Below are 20,711 nucleotides of genomic sequence, written 5' to 3'. Positions count from 1 at the left end.
GCCAAAAACTATTTACAACAAATTTTTATCTCAGTATTTTCCCACGAAAAAAAATTGGTTATCAACATTGTGGATAGCTCCCCAATTTCTTTTATTCCCCCCAACACACCTGTTTTATCATCCATAACTCATAAGTTTGCACCCACAACCCATAAGTATGTCTTTCTTCAAAGATAAAGTAGTCGTGATCACAGGTGGCAGCGATGGCATAGGCAAAGCCCTGATCGAAGCCCTTATCCCACAAGGCGCCAAAGTAGCTACCTGCGGTCGCAATCACGACAAGATCTATAAACTACAGGTCGAATACGCCAACGTCCTCCTCCATGCCGTAGCCTGTGACGTCAGCAACGAATTTGAATGCCGCCGCTTCATCGAATCCACCATAGAAACCTTCGGAAGCATCGACATCCTCATCAATAATGCCGGCATCAGCATGCGTGCCCTCTTCCTGGACTCCGTCACGGAAGTCACTCGTAAAGTGATGGAGATCAATTTCCTCGGCGCCGTATACTGCACCAAATACGCATTGCCTTCCATACTGGAAAGAAAAGGCTCCGTCGTCGGCATATCTTCCATAGCCGGCTACCGCGGTCTTCCCGGCAGAAGCGCCTATTCCGCCTCCAAATTCGCCCTCCAGGGATGGCTGGAGTCTATACGCACCGAATTATTGCACTCCGGCGTCCATGTCATGTGGGCATGCCCCGGTTTCGTCGCCTCCAACATCCGCCATGCCGCTCTGGACGACAAAGGACAGGCCCTTGGAGCAAGCGTCCTCAATGAAGGCAAGCTGATGACCGCCGAAGAATGCGCCCGGCATATTTTAAGGGCCATCGAGAAACGCAAACGGACCCTCGTCCTCACTTTCCAGGGCAAGGTCACCGTGCTGCTGAACAAGATCTTTCCTTCCCTGGCAGATAGACTCACCTACAATCACTATTATAAAAATGGTGAATTTGTAAAATAAACACCGGAAAATGGCCTTATTAACCCTGACTTCGGACATCGGTCAGCAAGATTATCTGGTGGGAGCTGTAAAGGGCCAATTAGCACAAATCAACCCGGCGTTCACAATACTGGATATTTCTCATGATCTGTCCCCCTTTAACTATCCCCAGGCAGCCTATGTCTGCCGCAATGCCATCAAGCATTTTCCCGCTTATACCTATCACCTCATCATGGTGAATATGTTCGAGAAAAAGCCCGAGCAGCTATTGCTGGCCTATCACAATGACCAATATCTGCTGTGTGCCGACAATGGCCTGCTCACCATGATCCTGGAAGGACGCCCCGAAATGGTCATCGGCCTGCCCCTGGACAAGACTGCCATTAAGAATACCCTCTACTGCACAGGCGTTATGGGCCGTGCTATCCAGGAGCTGACCAATGGCAGCCGCCTGCTGGACATCGGCACACCTGACCCTCCTTTTACGGAAAAGAACCATTTGCGACCCGTATTCGGAGACAGCTGGATCGAAGGACAGATCATCTTCATCGATCATTTTGAGAATGTCATCGTCAACATCACCCGGGATGAGTTTGAAGAACGCCGCAAAGGCCGCAGCTTCCGCATCGTCTTCAAAAGGGATGAGATCATAGATAAGATCAGCGAGAGCTATGCCGATGTGGGAGAAGGGGAAAAGCTGGCGCTTTTCAATTCCGCCGGCTACCTGGAAATAGCCATCCAGAAAGGCAATGCCGCCGGACTCTTCGGACTCCAGGGCTTCTCCGAGCAATCCCAGAATCAATACCTCCAGAGCCGGCTGTTCTACCAGACCATCAAAGTCTTTTTCGAGTAGCCAGGCCTGGCCCGACCGCCCAATACGTCAGGCCCCGGTCACAACACCTGACCTAACCCACCGTTAATTACCCGTTAATTTCTCCCACCGGCGACTGACCATACCCCAATTTGATGAAAATTCGCGCTTTATCTATCTCCCAACGGCCTCCAAAAATTTGTGTTTATGTCCGAAAATCGCGTCCTTTGCCACCCTAAGGTGGACAGATACATTAAAAACTCAAAAACCTATCTGCCGGTCGTTTAAAATCAACATCATATGAGCTTCAACAGAGTGAATAATATTGTAGGCTGGATCGTGGGTGTGATTGCCTGTACCGTCTATGTCATGACCATGGAACCCACAGGCAGCTTCTGGGATTGCGGTGAGTTCGTCTCCAGCTGCTACAAGCTCCAGATCCCCCACCCGCCCGGCGCCCCGCTGTTCGTCCTCATGGGCCGGTTTTTCATCATCCTGTTCGGCAACAATCCGCTCACCGCCGCAAGGGGCGTCAACTTCATGAGCGCCATCGCCAGCGGCCTGTCCATTCTCTTCCTCTTCTGGACGATCACCCACTTTGCACGCAAGCTCGTACAAAAGACGACAAACGCAGAACCAGATAAACAGCAGCTCTTCACCATCATGAGCGCCGGCGTCGTAGGCGCCCTGGCCTATACTTTCTGCGATTCCTACTGGTATAGCGCCGTAGAAGGGGAAGTATATGCTTCCAGCGCCTTCTTCACCGCCCTGGTCTTCTGGGCCATTCTTAAATGGGAGCATCATGCCGACCAGCCGGGCTCCGACAAGTGGATCGTCTTTCTTTTCTATATGATGGGCTTGTCCATCGGCGTCCATCTGCTGAACCTCCTGACCATCCCCGCCATCGTCATGGTGTATTACTTCAAACGCTTTAAGCCTACCACCTGGGGGGCGATATTCGCCTTCGCCACCGGCTGCGTCATTACAGGCGTCGTCCAGGTGCTGGTCATCCAGTATACCATCAAAGGGGCAGGCTATTTCGATATCTTCTTTGTCAACAGCCTGGGACTGCCTTTCTTCTCCGGGTTTGGATTGTACTTCGCCCTGGTGGCGATCCTCCTCACCTGGGGTCTTACTTTTAAAAGTGAGTCCATTTCCCAGGTCAAGCTCCGCGCCTGGCTGATCCTGTTCATCGTCATCGTCGCGCTGCCTGTTATCATCGGCGCTGCCGGCAGTGGCGGCGGTAAGTTCTTCAAGCTCCTCGTCGCGCTGGGCATTGCGGTAGCAGCCGGCTATATCATCAAAAAAGAAGCGCTGCCCAGCTTCAAGCTGGCCCTTTGGTGCTTTTCCTTTATGCTATTGGGCTATTCCACTTATTTCACCACGCTCATCCGCAGTAATGCCAATCCCGGCGTAGACATGTATAATGTGGACAATCCCGTCAGCCTTGTCGGCTACCTCAGCCGCGACCAGTACGGAGATTGGCCGATCCTTTACGGACCGGATTTCCAGGATCACGCGCCCCGGGTGGACGGCGGTCCGCTCTATGTAAAAGGAAAAGAGAAATATGAGGTGGCAGGCCGGATCTCCGCGCAGGATTGGGGCAATACGCCTTCTTCGCACATCTTCCCCCGCATGTGGGATGGCAATAATGACAGGGGGCAGATCGACGCCTACCGGACTTTTGCCAACCTGGGCGAAGGCGATAATCCTACGATGGCCGACAATATCAAGTATTTCATAAAATACCAGAATGGGGTGATGTTCCTCCGCTATTTCATGTGGAACTTCTCCGGTAAGCAAAATGACCTGCAAGGTTTTGGAAATGTGCGGGACGGCAGCTTCATCACTGGCATCTCATTCCTGGATAATCTCCTCTACGGCGACCAGAGCAAACTGCCCGACACCATCCATAAGAATAACAAATCTTACAACCGGATGTACATGCTCCCCCTGATCCTGGGTCTCCTCGGTTTGGTATTCCAATACCTCCGCAGCAGCAGAGATTTCTGGGTGACAGGTCTTCTGTTCTTCTTCACCGGCTTTGCCATCGTCATTTACCTCAACCAGGCAGGCTATCAACCCCGTGAAAGGGACTATGCTTATGCGGGGTCCTGCTATGCCTTTGCCATCTGGATCGGGCTGGGCGTCATATGGGTGAAGGAGCTTATCGAAAAATATCTCCTCAAAGGCCGGCCGTCCCTGGCAAATTATGCCACTGCGGGTCTTTGCTTCCTGGCCGTGCCGGTGCTCATGGGCAGCCAGGAGTGGGATGACCACGACCGTAGCAAAAAGACCCTGGCAAGGGACATCGGAAAGGATTACCTGGAAAGCTGCCCCCGCAATGCCATCCTGATCTCTTTCGGCGACAATGATACATATCCCCTCTGGTATGCCCAGGAAGTGGAAGGTATCCGGCCGGACGTGCGGGTCATGAACTATTCCCTGCTGGGTACCGACTGGTATATCAACCAGCTGCGGTATAAGGTCAACGAGAGTGCCCCCGCCGATGTGCTGTTTACCCCCGAACAGATCCAGGGCAACACGAGAGATGCCGTTCCCATCGGCAACATCCCCGGTTTCGACCAGAATAAGTATTATGATCTCTACGATATCTTGAAAAATGTGGTGGGCAGCAACGACCCCAAATACACGACCCAGACCGAAGAGGGAGAGACATATAATTTCCTTCCCATCCGCAAGCTGTCAGTTCCAGTGGACGCTGACCTGGTACGTAAGAATGGGACGGTCAATCCCACCGATAGCATCGTTTCGGAGCTCCATCTGGACATCGCAAAGAATAAAAACTACCTGTTCAAGAATGAGCTGGCCGTATTGGCCCTGATCGCCGCTAATAAATGGCAGCGTCCCATCTGCTTCAACTCGACCTATGAGCTGGAAGATATGGGTCTTGGCAAATACATCCGCCAGGATGGACTGGCAGGAAGACTGGTGCCCGTCGAAAATAAGAACCCGAATACGGGCAATTATAACAACGACCTGGCTTATGACAACATGATGACCAAATTCGGGTTCGGCAATGCAAACACCCCCGGCGTTTACTACGACGAGGAAAATCGCCGCCACCTGAATACCCTTCGTGCCGCGCACGCCCAGCTGGCACTGAGCCTTATCGATGAAGGCAAAAAGGACGCAGCCCAGAAGCTGCTGGAGCATTTCGACCGGAACGTGCTGGAATCCAACTTCCCCTATGGAATGACGTCCAATCGGGGCAACCAGCACAATAGGATCTCCATGAGCTTCCTGCTGGCATGCTACCAATCCGGCGATCTGAGACTGGCCCAAAAGGTTTCCTATTCATTGAAAAAGGATCTCGATCAGCAGCTGCGCTATTACAATTCCCTGGGAGAAAGTATGCCGAATGAACAGATGGCCATCAATGCCCAAATGGCCATGCAGGGCAAAGGCGGTAATCTTTCCGACAGGCAGATGGGCTTTGCACAGGACATCGTTTCTTCTTTCCAGATGACCATGCAGCTGACGGACTGGGAAAAACAATTCGGCGCAGGCACACCGCCGCCCGGAAAGCCGGTACAGGAAAAAGGCCAGCCCCTCATCAGCAATCCGCCCCCTGCAGCGGATACTGCAAAAAAAGCAAACTAACCCTCATAAGCCAACCGGCTTACGGAATAAGACAGCGAGGTCCCGGCGCGCTAATAGCAGCCGGGACCTTTGTTTTGCAGGCAGTTAGAACCAAATCCCTTCATGGTTTGTTAATTATATTGTGAACCTGCCGGATTACAATATTTGACGGTTAATTCACCCGGTCAGAGTACAAGCGGGCAGGTTATTCTAAAGAATTATCTGTAAATTGAGTGGGAGCGATTCCATCTTTCTAATCAAACAATATGATAGGATTTCATTTCAGGCGATATGATCCGAGTGACCAGGATAAACCAAAATTCGACCAGCTGCTGGACGTGTTCCTGCAATTGCTGAGCTATACCAACGGCGACGTAGGGGAAGCCTTGCAATGGATGAATCAGCTGGACAAGGAATATCAGCTGACGGATGACGAATATGGCATGGGCGACTTCATTGATGACCTGAAAGACAAAGGGTATATCGACGAAAACAAACAGACAGGCGAGATCTCCATCACCCCCAAGACGGAACAGGGCATCCGCCGCCGTTCCCTGGAAGAGATCTTCGGCAAGCTGAAGAAGACCAAGCAAGGCAACCACAATACCTTCAAGCCGGGCGGAGGGGACGAGATCAACCCCGAGAGCCGCCCCTTCCGTTTTGGCGATCAGCTGGAGCAGATCGATTTCACTGAATCCATCCGCAATGCCCAGATCAATCATGGGATCGAGAGTTTCAATATGCAGGAGGATGATCTGAAGATCAGGGAGACGGACTATAAGTCGCAGACCTCTACGGTATTGATGATCGATATCTCCCACTCGATGATCCTGTATGGAGAAGATAGGATCACTCCCGCCAAAAAGGTCGCCATGGCCCTCAGCGAGCTGATCACCACAAAATATCCAAAGGATACGCTGGACATCGTCGTATTCGGCAATGACGCATGGCCCGTCGAGATCAAAGACCTCCCCTACTTACAGGTAGGACCTTACCATACGAATACAGTGGCGGGCCTGGAGCTGGCCATGGACATCCTGCGCCGCAGAAGAAATGCCAACAAGCAGATCTTTATGATCACGGACGGGAAACCCACCTGCCTGAAAGTAGGCAAACGGTATTATAAGAACAGCTTTGGCCTGGACCGCAAGATCACCAGCAGGTGCCTGAACCTGGCCGCTCAATGCAAAAAACTGAAGATCCCTATTACCACGTTCATGATAGCGAGCGATCCCTATCTGCAACGTTTTGTGAACGAGTTTACGGAGACCAACAACGGGAAGGCGTTCTTCGCCTCCCTGGACCACCTGGGCGCCTTCATATTCAGGGATTTTGAAAGCGGCAAACGTAAGACAGTATATTAACCTACAAACATAAAACTCCGGCTTGCAGCTTGTAGCTAGTAGCTTGCAGCTAGAAATTAACAACATGGACATAACTAAAGTAAAGACATTCGGTGAGCTGCTGGCGGCAGGATACAGGAACAGATCTGTAAAAGAAGAGATCCGGGAGAACCTCATCCGCAAGCTGACCAATAAAGACGCTACTTTTCCAGGCATCATCGGTTATGAAGACTCCGTCATCCCCGATACGGAAAGGGCTCTGCTGTCCCGACATAACATTCTTTTTCTGGGACTGCGCGGCCAGGCTAAGACCAGGATGGCCCGGCAAATGATCGACCTGCTGGACGAATATATTCCCTATATCGCAGGCAGCGAGGTGAATGACGATCCCTTCCGCCCTATTTCAAAATATTCCCGCGATCTGCTGGCAGCCAAAGGTGACGCTACGCCCATCAGCTGGCTCCATCGCACGGAACGTTATGGAGAAAAGCTGGCGACGCCGGACGTCAGCGTGGCCGATCTCATCGGGGACATCGACCCCATCAAAGCCGCTAACCTCCGCCTGAACTTTGCCGACGAGCAGGTGATCCATTTCGGGATCATCCCGAAAAGCAACCGGGGCATCTTCGTCATCAATGAGATTCCCGACCTGCAGGCCCGCATACAGGTTTCCCTCTTCAACATACTGGAAGAAGGCGATATCCAGATCAGGGGCTTCAAGCTGCGGATGCCATTGGACATGCTGTTCGTCTTCACAGCCAACCCGGAAGACTATACGAACCGCGGCTCCATCGTCACACCGCTGAAAGACCGCATCGAAAGTCAAATCCTGACTCATTATCCGAAAACGCTCGACACAGCCCTTGCCATCACCGAGCAGGAAGCGGATATCCACGCCGAACAAAAAGGCAGGGTGGTGATCAGCGATCTGGTAAAAAGATTGATAGAACAGGTGTCTTTCGAAGCCCGCACCAGTGAATACGTAGACAAAAAAAGCGGCGTATCGGCCCGTCTCACTATCGCAGCCTTTGAAAATGCTGTGAGCGCCGCCGAACGCAGGGCCATCCTAAATGGAGAAAAAGAAACACAGGTCTGGATGAGCGACCTCGTCGGCATCGTTCCGTCCATCACGGGAAAGATCGAGCTGGTCTATGAAGGAGAACAGGAAGGCCCTTACCAGGTAGCATTCAATCTCCTGGAAAAATCATTCCGCAGCCAGTTCGTCAATTACTTCCCCAATCCCGATCAGATGAAGAAAAGGAAGGCGGATACAAAAGATGAGAACCCTTTCAAAGCCATTACCCACTGGTTCGACAAAGGCAATCAGCTCAACCTGTTCTTTAATACAAAAGACGAAGAAAAGATCCAGCAGCTGTACAAAGTAGACGGCCTGCACGCCCTCGTTAAAAAATATTTCAAGCTGGCAAATGAAAAAGAGGCGGCACTGCTGATGGAGTTTGTATTACATGGACTGGCGGCCTATTCGCTCATCAGTAAAAAGGTGGTGGAAGGAAAGATCGAATTCAAGGACCTCATCGGCTCCATGGTAAACCTCGGTTCATCAGGAGGCAGCTTTGGCAGCGAAGACGAAGACCTGGACGACTTCAATTAAACATCATTCATCCTGGTACTCATTCGTGAGTCCCGTGATAAAGTCGGTGAACGAACCGCATATAAATGCTGACGATGACCCCTCCCCGGGGTCATTTTCATGTCCGAAAAGGTAGACGCTGCCATAATCTTCGGGAGCCAGCGATAATACAAACACATTGTCGGCAGGGTCCGCAGCAAATGGGACCTTGCCTTGAATATCCACCCCCTGCCCGACATTGTCCCGTATCAGCCTGTCAATCGTACCCAGTGGGATAAAGTAGTCGATGGCATACACGTATTCTTCTCCCTCGATGGCGTCAAAAGGAGGATATCCGCCGTTATTCTTTACATAGAACTCAATAAATTCCCTGGGAAGCGTCACCCCCCATCCGGCAGCGATTTCCACTATCTCATCGTAGCTTAATGCTTTTTCCGAACCTTCGAACTTTTCCATATCCATAGTTCACCCTATTATATTGACTTCTCTTTCCAATTCCACGCCAAACCTGGCTTTGACGCTTTGCAGGATCTCTTCGCTGAGATCATAGATCTCCCGGCCGCCGGCTTGACCATAGTTCACCAGCACGAGCGCCTGCCGGGCATGACACCCGGCATCTCCCTTCCGATACCCCTTCCAGCCGCACTGCTCGATCAACCAGCCCGCAGCCAGCTTCACGCCTCCGTCCACGGGATAGCCCACGATCCCCGGAAACGCATCCCGAAGGCGGGCAAACTCCCCGGCCGGAACCGTAGGATTCTTGAAAAAGCTCCCCGCATTGCCGATCTGAGCCGGATCAGGCAGCTTGGACTGTCGAATGCGTATGACGGCTTCCGACACAGCCTGAATGGTCGGCTTTTCAATACCCATTTTATCCAGCTCTTCCCGGATGGCGCCGTACTCCGTGTGAAGCTTCGGAACCTTCGAAAGCCTGAATGTCACATCCAGGATAACGAATTGTCCCTTATACCGTCGCTTGAAGACACTTTCCCGATATCCGAAAGCACAATCGTTGAGGCTGAATGTGTATACCTTATGCTCGTCCAGGTGGTAAGCCGACAATTCATAGAACACCTCTTTTATCTCCACACCATAGGCCCCGATGTTTTGCATGGGGGCCGCGCCGACACTACCCGGTATCAGCGAGAGGTTCTCCAATCCGGCCCAGTTCCGTTGTAGCGCATGCTGTACAAAGACATGCCAGTTCTCCCCCGCCCCGGCACGGACATAAACATAATGTCCGTCTTCCCGCACCACTTCGATCCCTTTTATCTCATTACGAAGGACCAGCCCATCCACATCACGGGTAAAAAGGATATTGCTCCCGCCTCCCAGGATCAATAGGGGCCTGTTCGAAAAGTCTCGCAATAATGCCGTCAGCTCCTCCTGGCTGCCAAAAGAGGACAACCAACGGGCCGACACATCAATTCCAAATGTATTATACCCTTTCAGCGTGGCATTTTCCAAAATATGCGGCATGTTCCGGTTTGAAGGATAAAATTATGGTTCTTTGCGTAAATATCGGCGCCAATCCTACACGGCATCCACATCCGGGATGATCACCACACTTCGGAACTTCGGATGATTGTGCAGGATGGCCGTCTGCTGCTGGATCACGTGCTTGGCAAAAGAGATGGTATGCCCGTCCTTCGGGAGCTTGAGCAGCAGCTCCATCAGGAACTGGTTGCGAACCCTGCCTACCACCGGTTCCGCAGGTCCAACGAGATAAGGCCCAAAGTCCGGCTTCAGGTTGTTGGCAAACAGCTGCGCGGCAGATTGCACCACCTCCTTGTCCTTATGCCTGAATGTCAGCAGGATGATACGGGAATATGGGGGATAGAAAAATTGCTGCCGGGCAGTTATCTCATGCTGAAAAAAGAGTTTGTAATCATGCGCTCTCAGATAAGCCAGCACAGGATGTGCGGTATTTCCCACCTGTATCAGGACCCTGCCCTGCCCATCCATACGGCCCGCACGTCCGCTCACCTGCTCCATCAGCTGAAAAGCACGTTCATTCACCCGGAAATCAGCAAAGCTCAGGATCCCGTCGGCATCCAAAATACCGACCAGGTTGACATGCATGAAATCCAGGCCTTTCACTACCATCTGCGTGCCTACCAGGATGTCGATCCGTTGCTGCTCGAATTGCTGGATGAGACTGTCATGCGCCGTCTTCCCCTTGACACTGTCAATATCCATCCTGGCTATGCGCGCCTTGGGAAAAACCTCCTCCAGGAGCTCTTCGATGCGCTCCGTACCGAAATTACGCTGCACAAATTTATGATTGCCGCAGGCAGCACAGCTGGTCACCGGCGGATATACCGTGCCGCAATAATGACAATGCAGCTTATTGGTCAGCTTGTGAAAGTTCAGGGAGACATCGCAATTACGGCATTGCGGTATCCATCCGCAAACCTCGCAGACCTGGTAGGGTGAATACCCGCGCCGGTTCTGAAAAAGGATCACCTGTTTGCCGGCTGCCAGGGACTGTTCGATGGCGGTATGCAGGTCCGGACTGATAATGACCTTACCATCTTTTGTGCGGATCTTCTTTGTATCGATGATCTCTATCCCGGGAAGCCGCACCTGCCCATACCGCTCCGATAGTTCCACCAGGCCATATTTTCCGCTGACCGCATTGAAATACGTCTCGACGGAAGGAGTGGCGCTGCCCAACAGCACTTTCGCCTTGAACAGCGAGGCATAATAGACTGCCGCATCCCGGGCGTGATATCGGGGCGCCGGCTCCTGCTGCTTGTAAGACGCGTCATGCTCTTCATCCGCGACGATAAGGCCCAGGTCATTGAAAGGAAGGAACAACGAAGAGCGGGCGCCCAGGATGATCTTCAGCTCGCCGCTGCGGATCTTATTCCATATCTCCAGTCTTTCATTCTGGCTGAACTTGCTGTGGTAAATGCCGATATAGCCTCCGAAATGCTTTTGCAGCCGGCGTATGATCTGGGACGTGAGCGCGATCTCCGGCAACAGGTAAAGCACCTGCTTACCCTGGCGGATTATTTTCTCTATCTGCCGGATATATACCTGGGTCTTGCCGCTGGACGTGACGCCATGCAGCAGGCAGACGGAACGCTCCTGCCAGTGCTGCTCGATACGGTCGAATGCAGCCTGCTGCGCCGGGGTCAGCTCAAAATCTATATTGACGTCCCGGGGAAGATAACGCAGCCGGTCGACGATGCGGCGTTCGAGAATAAGGATCCCCTTTTCCACCAATCCCTTCAGCTGAGCATCGGAAGCACCCGACTTCTTCAACAGCGCGCTTTTGGTCACCTCCCCTTCAGTTTTGGACAAATGCAGGTACCCCAGCAGCAATTCCAATTGCTTGGGCGCCCTCCCGCCCCAATCATTCAACAAAGGGGCCAGCTTCTCCTCATCACTGTACAAGGAGTTTAACACCACATAACTTTCCTTCTTCGCCGAATAAGTATCCTTCAGCGCTTCCCATACGAAACAAACCTTCTTTTCAATCAGCTTTTTTATGACAGGATAAACATGCGATGAATCCAACAGCTGCTGTACTTCATTTATCTTCAGCTCCTTTTTGATATGAAGGGCTTCCGCCACAACGAATTCCTCGTTGTCCAGGTGAGAGAACTCATCGCCTGCCTCTTCATTGAATACAAGTATGGTTTCGCTGCTGAGCTTGAAATGGGCAGGCAAAGCCGCCGCCATGACCTCCCCTTCACTGCAGAGATAGTATCCCGCAACCCATTCCCACAATTGCAGCTGCGCCGCGTGAACAATAGGCTCCTGATCAAGCACGTTGAGTATGTCCCTGGGTTCAAAAGCCTCAGGTTTTTCCAGGTGCATCCGTTTCACGATGCCCGCATACTTCTTATTCCTCAGCTGTACTTCCACACGGCATCCTTCGCGAATGGACATACGCCATTGCTCCGGTACGGACCATGTGTAATTTTTAGGCAGCGCCAGGGGTATGATGACTTCGGCATACATGAACCGGCAAAGTTACTCATTCCGGGGGACATTCAGGGCCTCGATCCAGGGCGCCCCAAGCCTTTCCAGACCAGCTTCCATCTGGCGGAACACCCTCTGCTTCAGGGCCTGCAGATCATCCATGGTCAACCCTTCCACGCTTACTTCCGGCAAGAACACCGTTCGCAGCTCACCGGGATTGAGATTGAAAATGCTGGAATAATGCATACGTTTATATGCGTCGAGGAATAGAACAGGCTTCACAGGCGTCTGCGTCTCGATGGCTATGCGAAAAGCTCCGTCGTAGAATTGCTTCAAAGGAGCATGGGTCTCATTAAAAGTGCCCTCGGGAAAGATAAAGACGGAAATACCCTGCCGCAATACACTTATCAGCTCCCGGGCGCTCTTCGAGCGCTGTTCAGGGTTGCTCCTGTCCACCATGATCACTGCCTGGCGGTAGATATAGCCGAAAATAGGAACCTTCCTCATCTCCGCCTTGCCCAGGACACGAAACGCGCGGCGACGGACAACAAACAGGATCAGCGGTATATCCAGGTAAGAGTTGTGATTGGCGACAAATACATATTGTTTGGCCGCATCGGGTTCCGGACCAGGCAGCATGACATGACGGATCCCTATCAGGGTCATCCAGCACCAGTCCCAGTACCAGCATGCCTTATAGATAAGGTTGCCGCCTCTCACGGGGCCCCGTAGGGAGAACAGGACAACAAAAGGAACCACAAGCAGCATTCCTGCAATAAAGAGCAGGAGCGCATAGCAACAGTAGATCCAGTGTAGAGGCTTCAATGCAGCAGGCATCCTGCAAATATGCTTAATTTTCACCGGAGGCCCGCCCTTTGTTCTTATCTTTTCCCTCATCCGGCCGGCCGCCCGCCGCCCTGAGCTTGACCAGCTTGTTCAGCAGGTCGAACCAAAAGGGTGCGCCCAGGGAGATAGCCAATGCAGTCAGTAACCAACCGATAGGCGTGAACCTGCGGAAGTACCTGTCGTTCCACCCCATTCCAAGGATACTGCGGGATAAGACAAGATCGTTTTGCACATCCTTGTAAACACTGTCAAGCAATACATTGCTGGCAGCTTGCTGCGACCTGAGCGCGATGTTCACCATCTGCTCCCTGGCAGTTTTATCCCTGGCCAGGATGGAATAGATCCTGATAGTATCCACATTCGCAGCAACAGCGATCACTATCCCCATGACCAGGAGTATCCAACGGGTCTGCCGCTTGTACCACCCGGAAACCCGGGACATCGTATTATTGAACCATTCTTCCACCAGGGTGATGAACCGGTCGGTATCCTGCTGCGCGTCGACCAGGAGGTTATTCAATTGCCGGAGGGTCTGCGGTCCGATAATGACCTCAGGCTGCTGCTGTAGTTGCCCCTGGTTATATGCATGCGCCTCCGCCAGTATCCTGCGGATCTCATCTATTGCCCTCTTGCTGCCGTCATAATCTTCTCCCCGCAGTATTTGCATCAGCGCCCGGGAAAAGCTGGCCGCACTGATATAGGATGGTCTGTTCCTTAAGATGAAGCTATTGCTTTCAGAAAGATATCGGATGCCGGGATTGTCATAAAAACGCTTCCAGAGGGCGTTATCCGGGTCATCCTGCTTGCCTTTATTGTCATCCCTCAGCATCCGGGCAATGCCCTTTTGCAGCATTTTCGCCCGCAGGTCGAATATCTGGGATAAGAATTCCTGAAAGATGGTCGCCAGCAGGCTGTATAGCAGAAAGACAAATACCAAACCGACAAATACGTCCAAAGCGATGTTGCTAAACATAGAAGTATGGTTTAATTACTCTATTACTTACAGTCGCACTGCCATTCCACGCCCAATTCAATGCAGGTGATGACCACCAGACTATGCGCTGTTTCCGGTCTTCCCGTCGGCACGGCGAATATGACCCGCAGATGCTGCCCTTCTTTTGTATATCCTTCCAGGGCATATTTCGCATCGGGATGCCCATCGGGCTGGCTTTTCCGGTAGTTGATCTCTCCCCCCTCCAATATCTCCCGTATCTCCTTTTCCGTGATATGCCGGCAATCCATGCGGCAATGGGCATGACGGGTATAGATCAGCCGGCCGGCATGACGGTCGATCGGACTGCCCTCAACGGTTGGGGTAGAAGATTGGCCGCATCCTGTAAAAACCACCACAAGGACAGCCAGCACGTTTATAAGCCTGAGTTTCATGGTATTCTACTATTCTGCTCCGAAGATACAGAGATACATGGTATTTCGCCGTCCTTCAGGTATCTTTGCGGATTGAACCAATATGGAGCCAACGCGCAATAAATCGGTCGCCTTTCATACGCTGGGATGTAAGCTCAATTACTCGGAGACTTCCACCCTGTCCCGCATGCTGGAAAGCGAAGGCTTTGACAAACGGGCCTTCGACGAGAAAGCCGATGTATATGTGATCAACACCTGCTCTGTCACCGATAATGCCGATAAGGAGTGCCGTCACCTGGTACGCCGTATCCAGCGCCGCAGCCCGGAAAGCCTCGTGGTGATCACAGGCTGCTATGCCCAGCTGAAACCCGAGGCCATCGCCGCCATTCCCGGCGTGGACCTGGTGCTGGGGGCGGCGGAAAAATTCAATATCGCCCGCCACCTGAAAGAGCTGTCCAAAGGTGACTCCGCCCGCATCTGCAGCTGTGACATCGAAGCCGTCACCGGCTTTCACTCCACCTGGTCCCTCAACGACAGGACCCGCACCTTCCTGAAAGTCCAGGATGGCTGTGATTACAACTGCTCATTCTGCACCATCCCCATGGCAAGAGGCAAAAGCCGCAGCGATACCATTTCCCGGACCGTACAAAACGTCCGGCAGCTGGCAGCCACAGGCAAGGTGAAAGAGATCGTCCTTACAGGCGTAAACCTGGGCGATTTCGGCAAAGGCCCCGACGGAGACAAAAAAGAGGAAACCTTTTTCGGTCTGATAAAAGAACTGGACACCATCGACGGCATCGAACGCTTCCGGATCTCTTCCATCGAACCCAACCTGCTCAGCCCGGAAATGATCGGGTGGGTGGCCGGCAGCAAAAAGTTCATGCCGCACTTCCATATCCCGCTGCAAAGCGGCAGCGACCACATCCTGGGGCTGATGCGCCGCCGCTATAAAAGGGAGCTGTACGCATCGAGGGTGCAGCTGATCAAAGAATTGATCCCACATTGCGCCATCGGAGTAGATGTGATCGTGGGTTTTCCCGGAGAGACCGAAGCCCTCTTTAAAGAAACCTTCGACTTCCTCCACGAGCTGGACATAGCTTACCTCCACGTATTTACCTATTCCGAAAGGGACAATACCAGGGCGCTGGAGATCAAGCCCGTCGTCCCCATGGACGTCCGCCATCAGCGCAATAAGATCCTGCGGAACCTATCCTACCAAAAAATGCAATATTTCACCCGTCAGCACGAAGGACAAACCCGAAAAGTCCTCCTGGAAGGCCATGTAACCACTCCCATGATGGAAGGTTATACGGATAACTACATCAAAGTTACGACCCCCTACAGGGAAGAATGGGTTAACCAGGTGATTGACTGGAATTTATAAGAGGCAACTCCTGCATGAATTGCGCCGTATGTATTAATAAGCCCCTAACGGCATCCTGTGAACATAAGAGCAGCCATTTTGTTAATCTAAGTAAGCAACATGCGAAAATTCCAGGTTACGATACAATTCGACATGAATGATGAATTCGCCGCTCTTGTCCCCTCCCACCGAACGTACATCAATCGTTTGATCGAGCAAGGGGTCATCGATCACTATGTAGTGACCATGGAGACGCAACGGGTATGGATCACTTTCTCCGCAGAAGACAAGGAAGCCGTCGAGAAATATCTTTCCAAATCTCCCCTGTATAAATTCTGGACATACGAGATCGACGAGCTTTTCGTCGTGGATGGACTGCACTACAGACTGCCGGTGGTCCAGTTGAATTGAACAGGCATACTCAATACCAGAGCATATATTTATACAGCGCGGGGAATTCCCGCAGCAACCCAACCAGGTCATTGGCATAAAATACGTCCGACGAGGCGCTGTGCACATGCTTTATATCCAGCTTGCGGAAGATGTATTTGCAACGGGTGATATGATAGAAGCTGCTGACCACGATCACAGATGAATAATGCAGCGAATCAGCCACGGTCCTGAAATCCTTTGCCGTTAGATAGGTGTTCTCTCCATCATTGTCTTCGATGACATCGGCCGGAGGAACCCCTTTCTGCTCCAGGTATCTTCTCATCGCCATGCCCTCAGGCACCTTGGCTCCTTTCAATCCTTTTCCACCACTGACCATGATCTTACGAACCCGTCCCTGCCTGTACAGCAGCAATGCTCTATCCACCCTTCCCTGCAGGACAGGAGAAAGCGAACTATCCGCGTCGACCCTGTTACCCAGGACCACGGCGACATCGGCTGTGCCTTTGTAGTCACGCAAGCCGTCAAACGAAATGAAGACCAGGTGAATCACCATCCACAGCAAGGCGACTCTGACCAGTATACGGAGGAACTTTCCAACGCCAGTTTTAAAGCTCATTGCCGATCGGTTTTCTTTGAAACCTTGATCTTCCGCATCCATGCCGGCTTTTGCTTTTCCAGCTTTTTATAGATGGGACAGCTTTCGATATGCGCTCCCGGCAGGTAGCCGCTGCTCATGAGAAATTCCCCGACGATCTCCCCGCCTGTAAACCGGAAAGTCTTCTTAAACAGCTTGACCCATTCTTCTTTCGCCAGCGGATGATGCTTGTCCAGCCAATTCTTAAATGAACCAAACTCCTTTTGCAATCCCTTTATGACCTTCGCATTCTCAATGGTCGCCTCTATCTTCAGCCGGTTGCGTATGATCCCCGCATCCTGTAGAAGCCGGTCTTTCTGCTTCTGTCCATAGCGGGCGACCTTGTCGATCTCGAAATTATCAAACGCCCTGAAGAAATTGTCCTTCTTATTCAGGATGGTCGTCCATGACAAGCCGGCCTGGTTGATCTCCAATATGAGGCGGGCGAATAGCTGGTTGTCGTCATGAATGGGGAATCCGTATTCCTTGTCGTGATAATGCACATGTACATTGTCTTTTTCCATCCTTTCTACGACTTCACAATAGCTGCGAGGTTTTTCCATGGTGCAATTTATATAAAAGCCATATTTTTATGGATAGGAGAAAACAAAAAATGTCAAAGATCTACCTGTTCGTATCGCTTGGACTCGCCATTTGCACTTTTTCCGGAAAAGCACAAACAACCGCAGGACTTCCCGAAAACACCGTCTCACCGGGGTATGATCCGCACGCTCTTTTCGCACCGGGATTCTACAATGGTCAAAGCAAGCCCCGTCATGCCGCCAATGGCGCTCCCGCCTCCGATTACTGGCAGAACAGGGCCGATTATACGCTCCGGGCCAGCCTGGACACGGCCGGCAATATCCTGAATGGCAGCGAGACCATCCACTATACCAACAACAGCCCCGACAGCCTTCATTCGCTATGGCTTCAGCTGGATCAAAATACTTACCGCAAGGACGCACGCAGCAATTACTATACGGAAGGAGCCAGCGATCGCCACACGGATGGATATATCCTGGGATCCGTAAAGGTCGAACAGGGCGGCATCACCACCACCGCAGACTACGTCGTGACGGATACCCGGCTACAGATCCGTCTGAGAAAAGCCCTGCCTTCCAGGGGTGGGAAGATCAATATCCTGATCGACTACCGTTATACAGTGCCCGGAGATTTCGGCAACCGCACGGACTACACCAGCACCCGCAATGGAAAAATATACGAGATAGCCCAATGGTATCCACGGATGTGCGTATATGACGATAGCCAGGGCTGGAATACCCTGCCCTTCCTGGGCAGCGGCGAGTTCTACTGCGAATATGGCGACTTCGACTACAAGATCACCCTGCCCTGGAACATGATCGTAGCCGGCTCGGGCGAGCTGCAAAACCCTCAGGAAGTCCTCACGGCAACAGAGCTGGCTAGGCTGACGGCAGCCAGGTCCAGCGACAGGACCGTTATGGTCCACGGCGCCGAAGACATCCATAACCCCTCCGCCAGACCCGTACAAAAGGGCACGCTTACCTGGCACTATAAGATGTACAATACCCGGGACGTCGCCTTTGGCGCCTCGCATGCCTATATCTGGGACGCCGCCCGGGTCAACCTCCCCGGTGGGAAAAAGGCGCTCGCCATGTCTGTCTATCCCGTGGAGAGCGCAGGTGACAGCGCCTGGGGAAGAGCAACAGAATACCTCAAAGCTTCTATAGAGTATTTTTCGGAGAAATGGTATGCATATCCCTACCCGGTAGCCATCAATGAAGCAGGTATCGCCGGCGGAATGGAATATCCCGGCATCGTCTTCGACGGCATCACGGACAAAGGCAGTGTGCTGTATTGGGTGACGGCCCATGAGATCGGGCACAACTGGTTTCCCATGATCGTCGGCTCTGACGAACGTCAATACGCCTGGATGGACGAAGGCTTCAATACCTTCATCGATATCTATGCTTCCGATGCCTTCAATAAAGGTGAATACGCCCCCAAACGGGACGGCGAATACGCGCCCGGCGGCGGCAATCCCGTGGAGGAGATCGTGCCGCTGCTGAAAGATCCGCAAGCCCCCGTGATGATGACGCGCGCCGACGCCATCCCGGAAAAATACCGGCATCCCATGACCTATTTCAAGCCCGCACTGGGGCTGGTGCTCCTGCGGGAAGTGATCCTGGGCAAAGAACGGTTCGACTACGCATTTCGCCAGTATATCGACCGCTGGGCCTATCGGCACCCTACCCCGTACGATTTCTTCAGGACGATGGACAACGAGGCAGGCGAAGACCTCTGCTGGTTCTGGCGGGGCTGGTTCTTCGGCAACGGCGGACTGGACCAGGCCATCCAACGTGTAACCTATGTTGACAATGATCCCGCCAAAGGCATACAGGTGACGCTCACCAATCTCGATAAACTGGTGATGCCGGCTACACTGGAATTGACATGGAAGGATGGCAGCAAACAACGTATCTCGTTGCCGGCAGAGACCTGGATGCAGTCCGGCACGCGGCAGCTGCAGCTGGCGCCCGGCGCCGGAGGACAAAAGCTGGCCGCCGTAACACTGGACCCCGATAAGGTACTGCCTGACGTCAACAGGGACAACAACACCTGGAAATATAAGGACTAAACGCCCGCAGGCTGAGCAGCTGGTTTAGAGCCCATTAGAAAAAATTTCCAGAAAAAAAGCTCACAAAAAAATTTTGTAAGAAATTTTTAGCCCTTATCTTTGCACTCCTTTCAACGGAAGGCCGTAAAAGTAGGGAGTTTAGCTCAGCTGGTTCAGAGCATCTGCCTTACAAGCAGAGGGTCGGCGGTTCGAACCCGTCAACTCCCACGAAGAAGTCCCGAGAGGGGCTTTTTTAATGAGGCGCGAAACGATTAATTTTATTTGCCGTTCCGTACACCTGTCTCCGTAGCTCAGTTGGTAGAGCAGCTGACTCTTAATCAGCGGGTCCACAGTTCGAGCCTGTGCGGGGACACTGACAAAAGCACTTGGAAGCAAACAGCAACCAGGTGCTTTTTTATTTGATAACCCCCGGCCTCATCACCTCACTTTTAAAATACCTCGTATACTCCCTCGCCCCATATTCATTTAAGTGGATCCCGTCCAGCGTCTTATAATCCCGCGAAGCCGGTAACCTTATAAAACCCACATTGGCCATCCCGTCAAACCTCTTCTCGATAGACTGCCGCACATAAACAGGCATCGGCAGATCTTCCAGCTCAGGACTGATCGGCATCTCAAAGAAACAAACCTTACAACCGTGCGAGATCAGCGTATTTACCTCCGCCGACAGCACAGACAATCCACTATCTACCGCGGCGCTATCGATGACCTGGTACGCCTCCGCCTTGCCACGAAGCAGCCGGGAAAAAACGCTCTCCGGAATATTGATCTCATTCTTTAAAACCCTCGCATTACTTCCCTTCTTCTCCTGGTGAAAAAAAGAGCCGATAAAATACCTGGCAATACCCACAGGCTGATTGGATTCCAGTAAGGCAGGTAATTTTCTTTTCAGCGTATTCTTGATTTTTGAATCGAAATGCCCGGTGAAAGATTTGTCCTCGGGTCCAAAGAAAAAATTAGTTTCGATAAAAACAGTATCGGGGAAATATTTACCGGATTCGATAATACGTATGCCATCCAAAGGGTGCAGCCCCGGCAGCGAGAGGCTGTACATACCGGGCAGACTGTCCACCAGCATTTTATCTGACAAAGAGCTGCCGGTCATAACACAGCGGTATGGCTTGGCTGCATACAAATAACGCTCCGCCTTGATAATATTTTCCTGGTACTGGTACTGCCCTGTCTTCTTCTCCCCCCTGGAAACAAAAAGGAATAAGTTATAAACGACAAAACAACCTACACACGTAATAATACTCTTTCTGATCATCA

General features: G+C 52.0%; 17 protein-coding genes and 2 tRNA genes. 10 read left to right on the top strand and 9 right to left on the bottom strand.

Annotation, left to right across the window (positions count from 1 at the left end; translation table 11 throughout):
* Positions 1–157 precede the first annotated feature (157 nt).
* The 5 genes from Q4E93_RS32750 to Q4E93_RS32730 all read left to right on the top strand — a co-directional run bounded on the left by Q4E93_RS32750 (position 158) and on the right by Q4E93_RS32730 (position 8,312).
* Positions 158–964, top strand: coding sequence for an SDR family oxidoreductase (locus Q4E93_RS32750; protein ID WP_303592173.1), 807 nt, complete (start codon positions 158–160; stop codon positions 962–964).
* A gap of 10 nt (positions 965–974) precedes the next feature.
* Positions 975–1,796 carry an SAM hydrolase/SAM-dependent halogenase family protein gene (locus Q4E93_RS32745; RefSeq protein ID WP_303592172.1) on the top strand — a complete coding sequence of 274 codons (822 nt, stop codon included), beginning with the start codon at positions 975–977 and terminating at the stop codon, positions 1,794–1,796.
* A 258-nt stretch (positions 1,797–2,054) separates the two neighbouring features.
* Positions 2,055–5,378, top strand: a complete 3,324-nt coding sequence (locus Q4E93_RS32740; RefSeq protein ID WP_303592171.1) for a glycosyltransferase family 117 protein — start codon at positions 2,055–2,057, stop codon at positions 5,376–5,378.
* Positions 5,379–5,623: 245 nt separating this feature from the next.
* Complete coding sequence (locus Q4E93_RS32735) at positions 5,624–6,721, top strand: vWA domain-containing protein (RefSeq protein WP_303592170.1); 1,098 nt, start codon at positions 5,624–5,626, stop codon at positions 6,719–6,721.
* A 64-nt stretch (positions 6,722–6,785) separates the two neighbouring features.
* On the top strand, positions 6,786–8,312 hold the full coding sequence (locus Q4E93_RS32730; RefSeq protein ID WP_303592169.1) for a sigma 54-interacting transcriptional regulator: 1,527 nt from the start codon (positions 6,786–6,788) through the stop codon (positions 8,310–8,312).
* A 3-nt stretch (positions 8,313–8,315) separates the two neighbouring features.
* Here Q4E93_RS32730 and Q4E93_RS32725 read toward each other — a convergent pair whose 3' ends face one another.
* The 6 genes from Q4E93_RS32725 to Q4E93_RS32700 are packed head-to-tail and all read right to left on the bottom strand — an operon-like array spanning position 8,316 to position 14,456.
* A complete protein-coding gene (locus Q4E93_RS32725; RefSeq protein WP_303592168.1) occupies positions 8,316–8,747 on the bottom strand; it encodes an SMI1/KNR4 family protein in 432 nt (143 codons plus the stop codon).
* 9 nt (positions 8,748–8,756) lie between these two features.
* Positions 8,757–9,770 (bottom strand): UDP-N-acetylmuramate dehydrogenase, encoded by a 1,014-nt coding sequence (murB, locus tag Q4E93_RS32720; protein ID WP_303592167.1) that lies wholly within the window; start codon positions 9,768–9,770, stop codon positions 8,757–8,759.
* Between the two features lie 54 nt (positions 9,771–9,824).
* Positions 9,825–12,263 (bottom strand): replication restart helicase PriA, encoded by a 2,439-nt coding sequence (gene priA / locus Q4E93_RS32715; protein WP_303592166.1) that lies wholly within the window; start codon positions 12,261–12,263, stop codon positions 9,825–9,827.
* Positions 12,264–12,275: 12 nt separating this feature from the next.
* Positions 12,276–13,061: a lysophospholipid acyltransferase family protein gene (locus Q4E93_RS32710; RefSeq protein WP_303592165.1), complete on the bottom strand. Its 786-nt coding sequence runs from the start codon at positions 13,059–13,061 to the stop codon at positions 12,276–12,278.
* Positions 13,062–13,074: 13 nt separating this feature from the next.
* Positions 13,075–14,043, bottom strand: a complete 969-nt coding sequence (locus tag Q4E93_RS32705) for a hypothetical protein (protein ID WP_303592164.1) — start codon at positions 14,041–14,043, stop codon at positions 13,075–13,077.
* A 23-nt stretch (positions 14,044–14,066) separates the two neighbouring features.
* Positions 14,067–14,456, bottom strand: coding sequence for a DUF4258 domain-containing protein (locus Q4E93_RS32700; RefSeq protein ID WP_303592163.1), 390 nt, complete (start codon positions 14,454–14,456; stop codon positions 14,067–14,069).
* An 82-nt stretch (positions 14,457–14,538) separates the two neighbouring features.
* Here Q4E93_RS32700 and mtaB point away from each other — a divergent pair, with 82 nt between their 5' ends.
* Together mtaB and Q4E93_RS32690 are read left to right on the top strand one after the other, a co-directional pair.
* On the top strand, positions 14,539–15,819 hold the full coding sequence (gene mtaB, locus Q4E93_RS32695; RefSeq protein WP_303592162.1) for a tRNA (N(6)-L-threonylcarbamoyladenosine(37)-C(2))-methylthiotransferase MtaB: 1,281 nt from the start codon (positions 14,539–14,541) through the stop codon (positions 15,817–15,819).
* A 99-nt stretch (positions 15,820–15,918) separates the two neighbouring features.
* Positions 15,919–16,209: a muconolactone Delta-isomerase family protein gene (locus Q4E93_RS32690; protein WP_303592161.1), complete on the top strand. Its 291-nt coding sequence runs from the start codon at positions 15,919–15,921 to the stop codon at positions 16,207–16,209.
* Between the two features lie 10 nt (positions 16,210–16,219).
* On the opposite strand, the gene Q4E93_RS32685 is transcribed toward Q4E93_RS32690, so the two are convergent.
* A complete protein-coding gene (locus Q4E93_RS32685) occupies positions 16,220–16,807 on the bottom strand; it encodes a YdcF family protein (protein ID WP_303592160.1) in 588 nt (195 codons plus the stop codon).
* Positions 16,804–17,388 carry a DNA-3-methyladenine glycosylase I gene (locus Q4E93_RS32680; protein WP_303592159.1) on the bottom strand — a complete coding sequence of 195 codons (585 nt, stop codon included), beginning with the start codon at positions 17,386–17,388 and terminating at the stop codon, positions 16,804–16,806. Before Q4E93_RS32680 ends, Q4E93_RS32685 begins: the two co-directional genes overlap by 4 nt.
* A gap of 50 nt (positions 17,389–17,438) precedes the next feature.
* Here Q4E93_RS32680 and Q4E93_RS32675 point away from each other — a divergent pair, with 50 nt between their 5' ends.
* The 3 genes from Q4E93_RS32675 (at position 17,439) to Q4E93_RS32665 (ending at position 19,794) form a co-directional block, all read left to right on the top strand.
* Positions 17,439–19,442 carry a M1 family metallopeptidase gene (locus Q4E93_RS32675; RefSeq protein ID WP_303592158.1) on the top strand — a complete coding sequence of 668 codons (2,004 nt, stop codon included), beginning with the start codon at positions 17,439–17,441 and terminating at the stop codon, positions 19,440–19,442.
* Between the two features lie 132 nt (positions 19,443–19,574).
* A tRNA-Val gene (locus tag Q4E93_RS32670) sits at positions 19,575–19,649 on the top strand.
* Between the two features lie 72 nt (positions 19,650–19,721).
* Positions 19,722–19,794: transfer RNA gene (locus tag Q4E93_RS32665), tRNA-Lys, on the top strand.
* Positions 19,795–19,836: 42 nt separating this feature from the next.
* Here the strand turns inward: Q4E93_RS32665 and Q4E93_RS32660 are convergent.
* Complete coding sequence (locus tag Q4E93_RS32660; protein WP_303592157.1) at positions 19,837–20,709, bottom strand: hypothetical protein; 873 nt, start codon at positions 20,707–20,709, stop codon at positions 19,837–19,839.
* Positions 20,710–20,711 lie beyond the last annotated feature (2 nt).

Origin of the sequence: Flavitalea plasmicola (assembly GCF_030546645.1) — a bacterium.
Classification (GTDB): Bacteria; Bacteroidota; Bacteroidia; order Chitinophagales; family Chitinophagaceae; genus Puia.
This window is presented reverse-complemented; position numbering and strand designations above follow the sequence as displayed.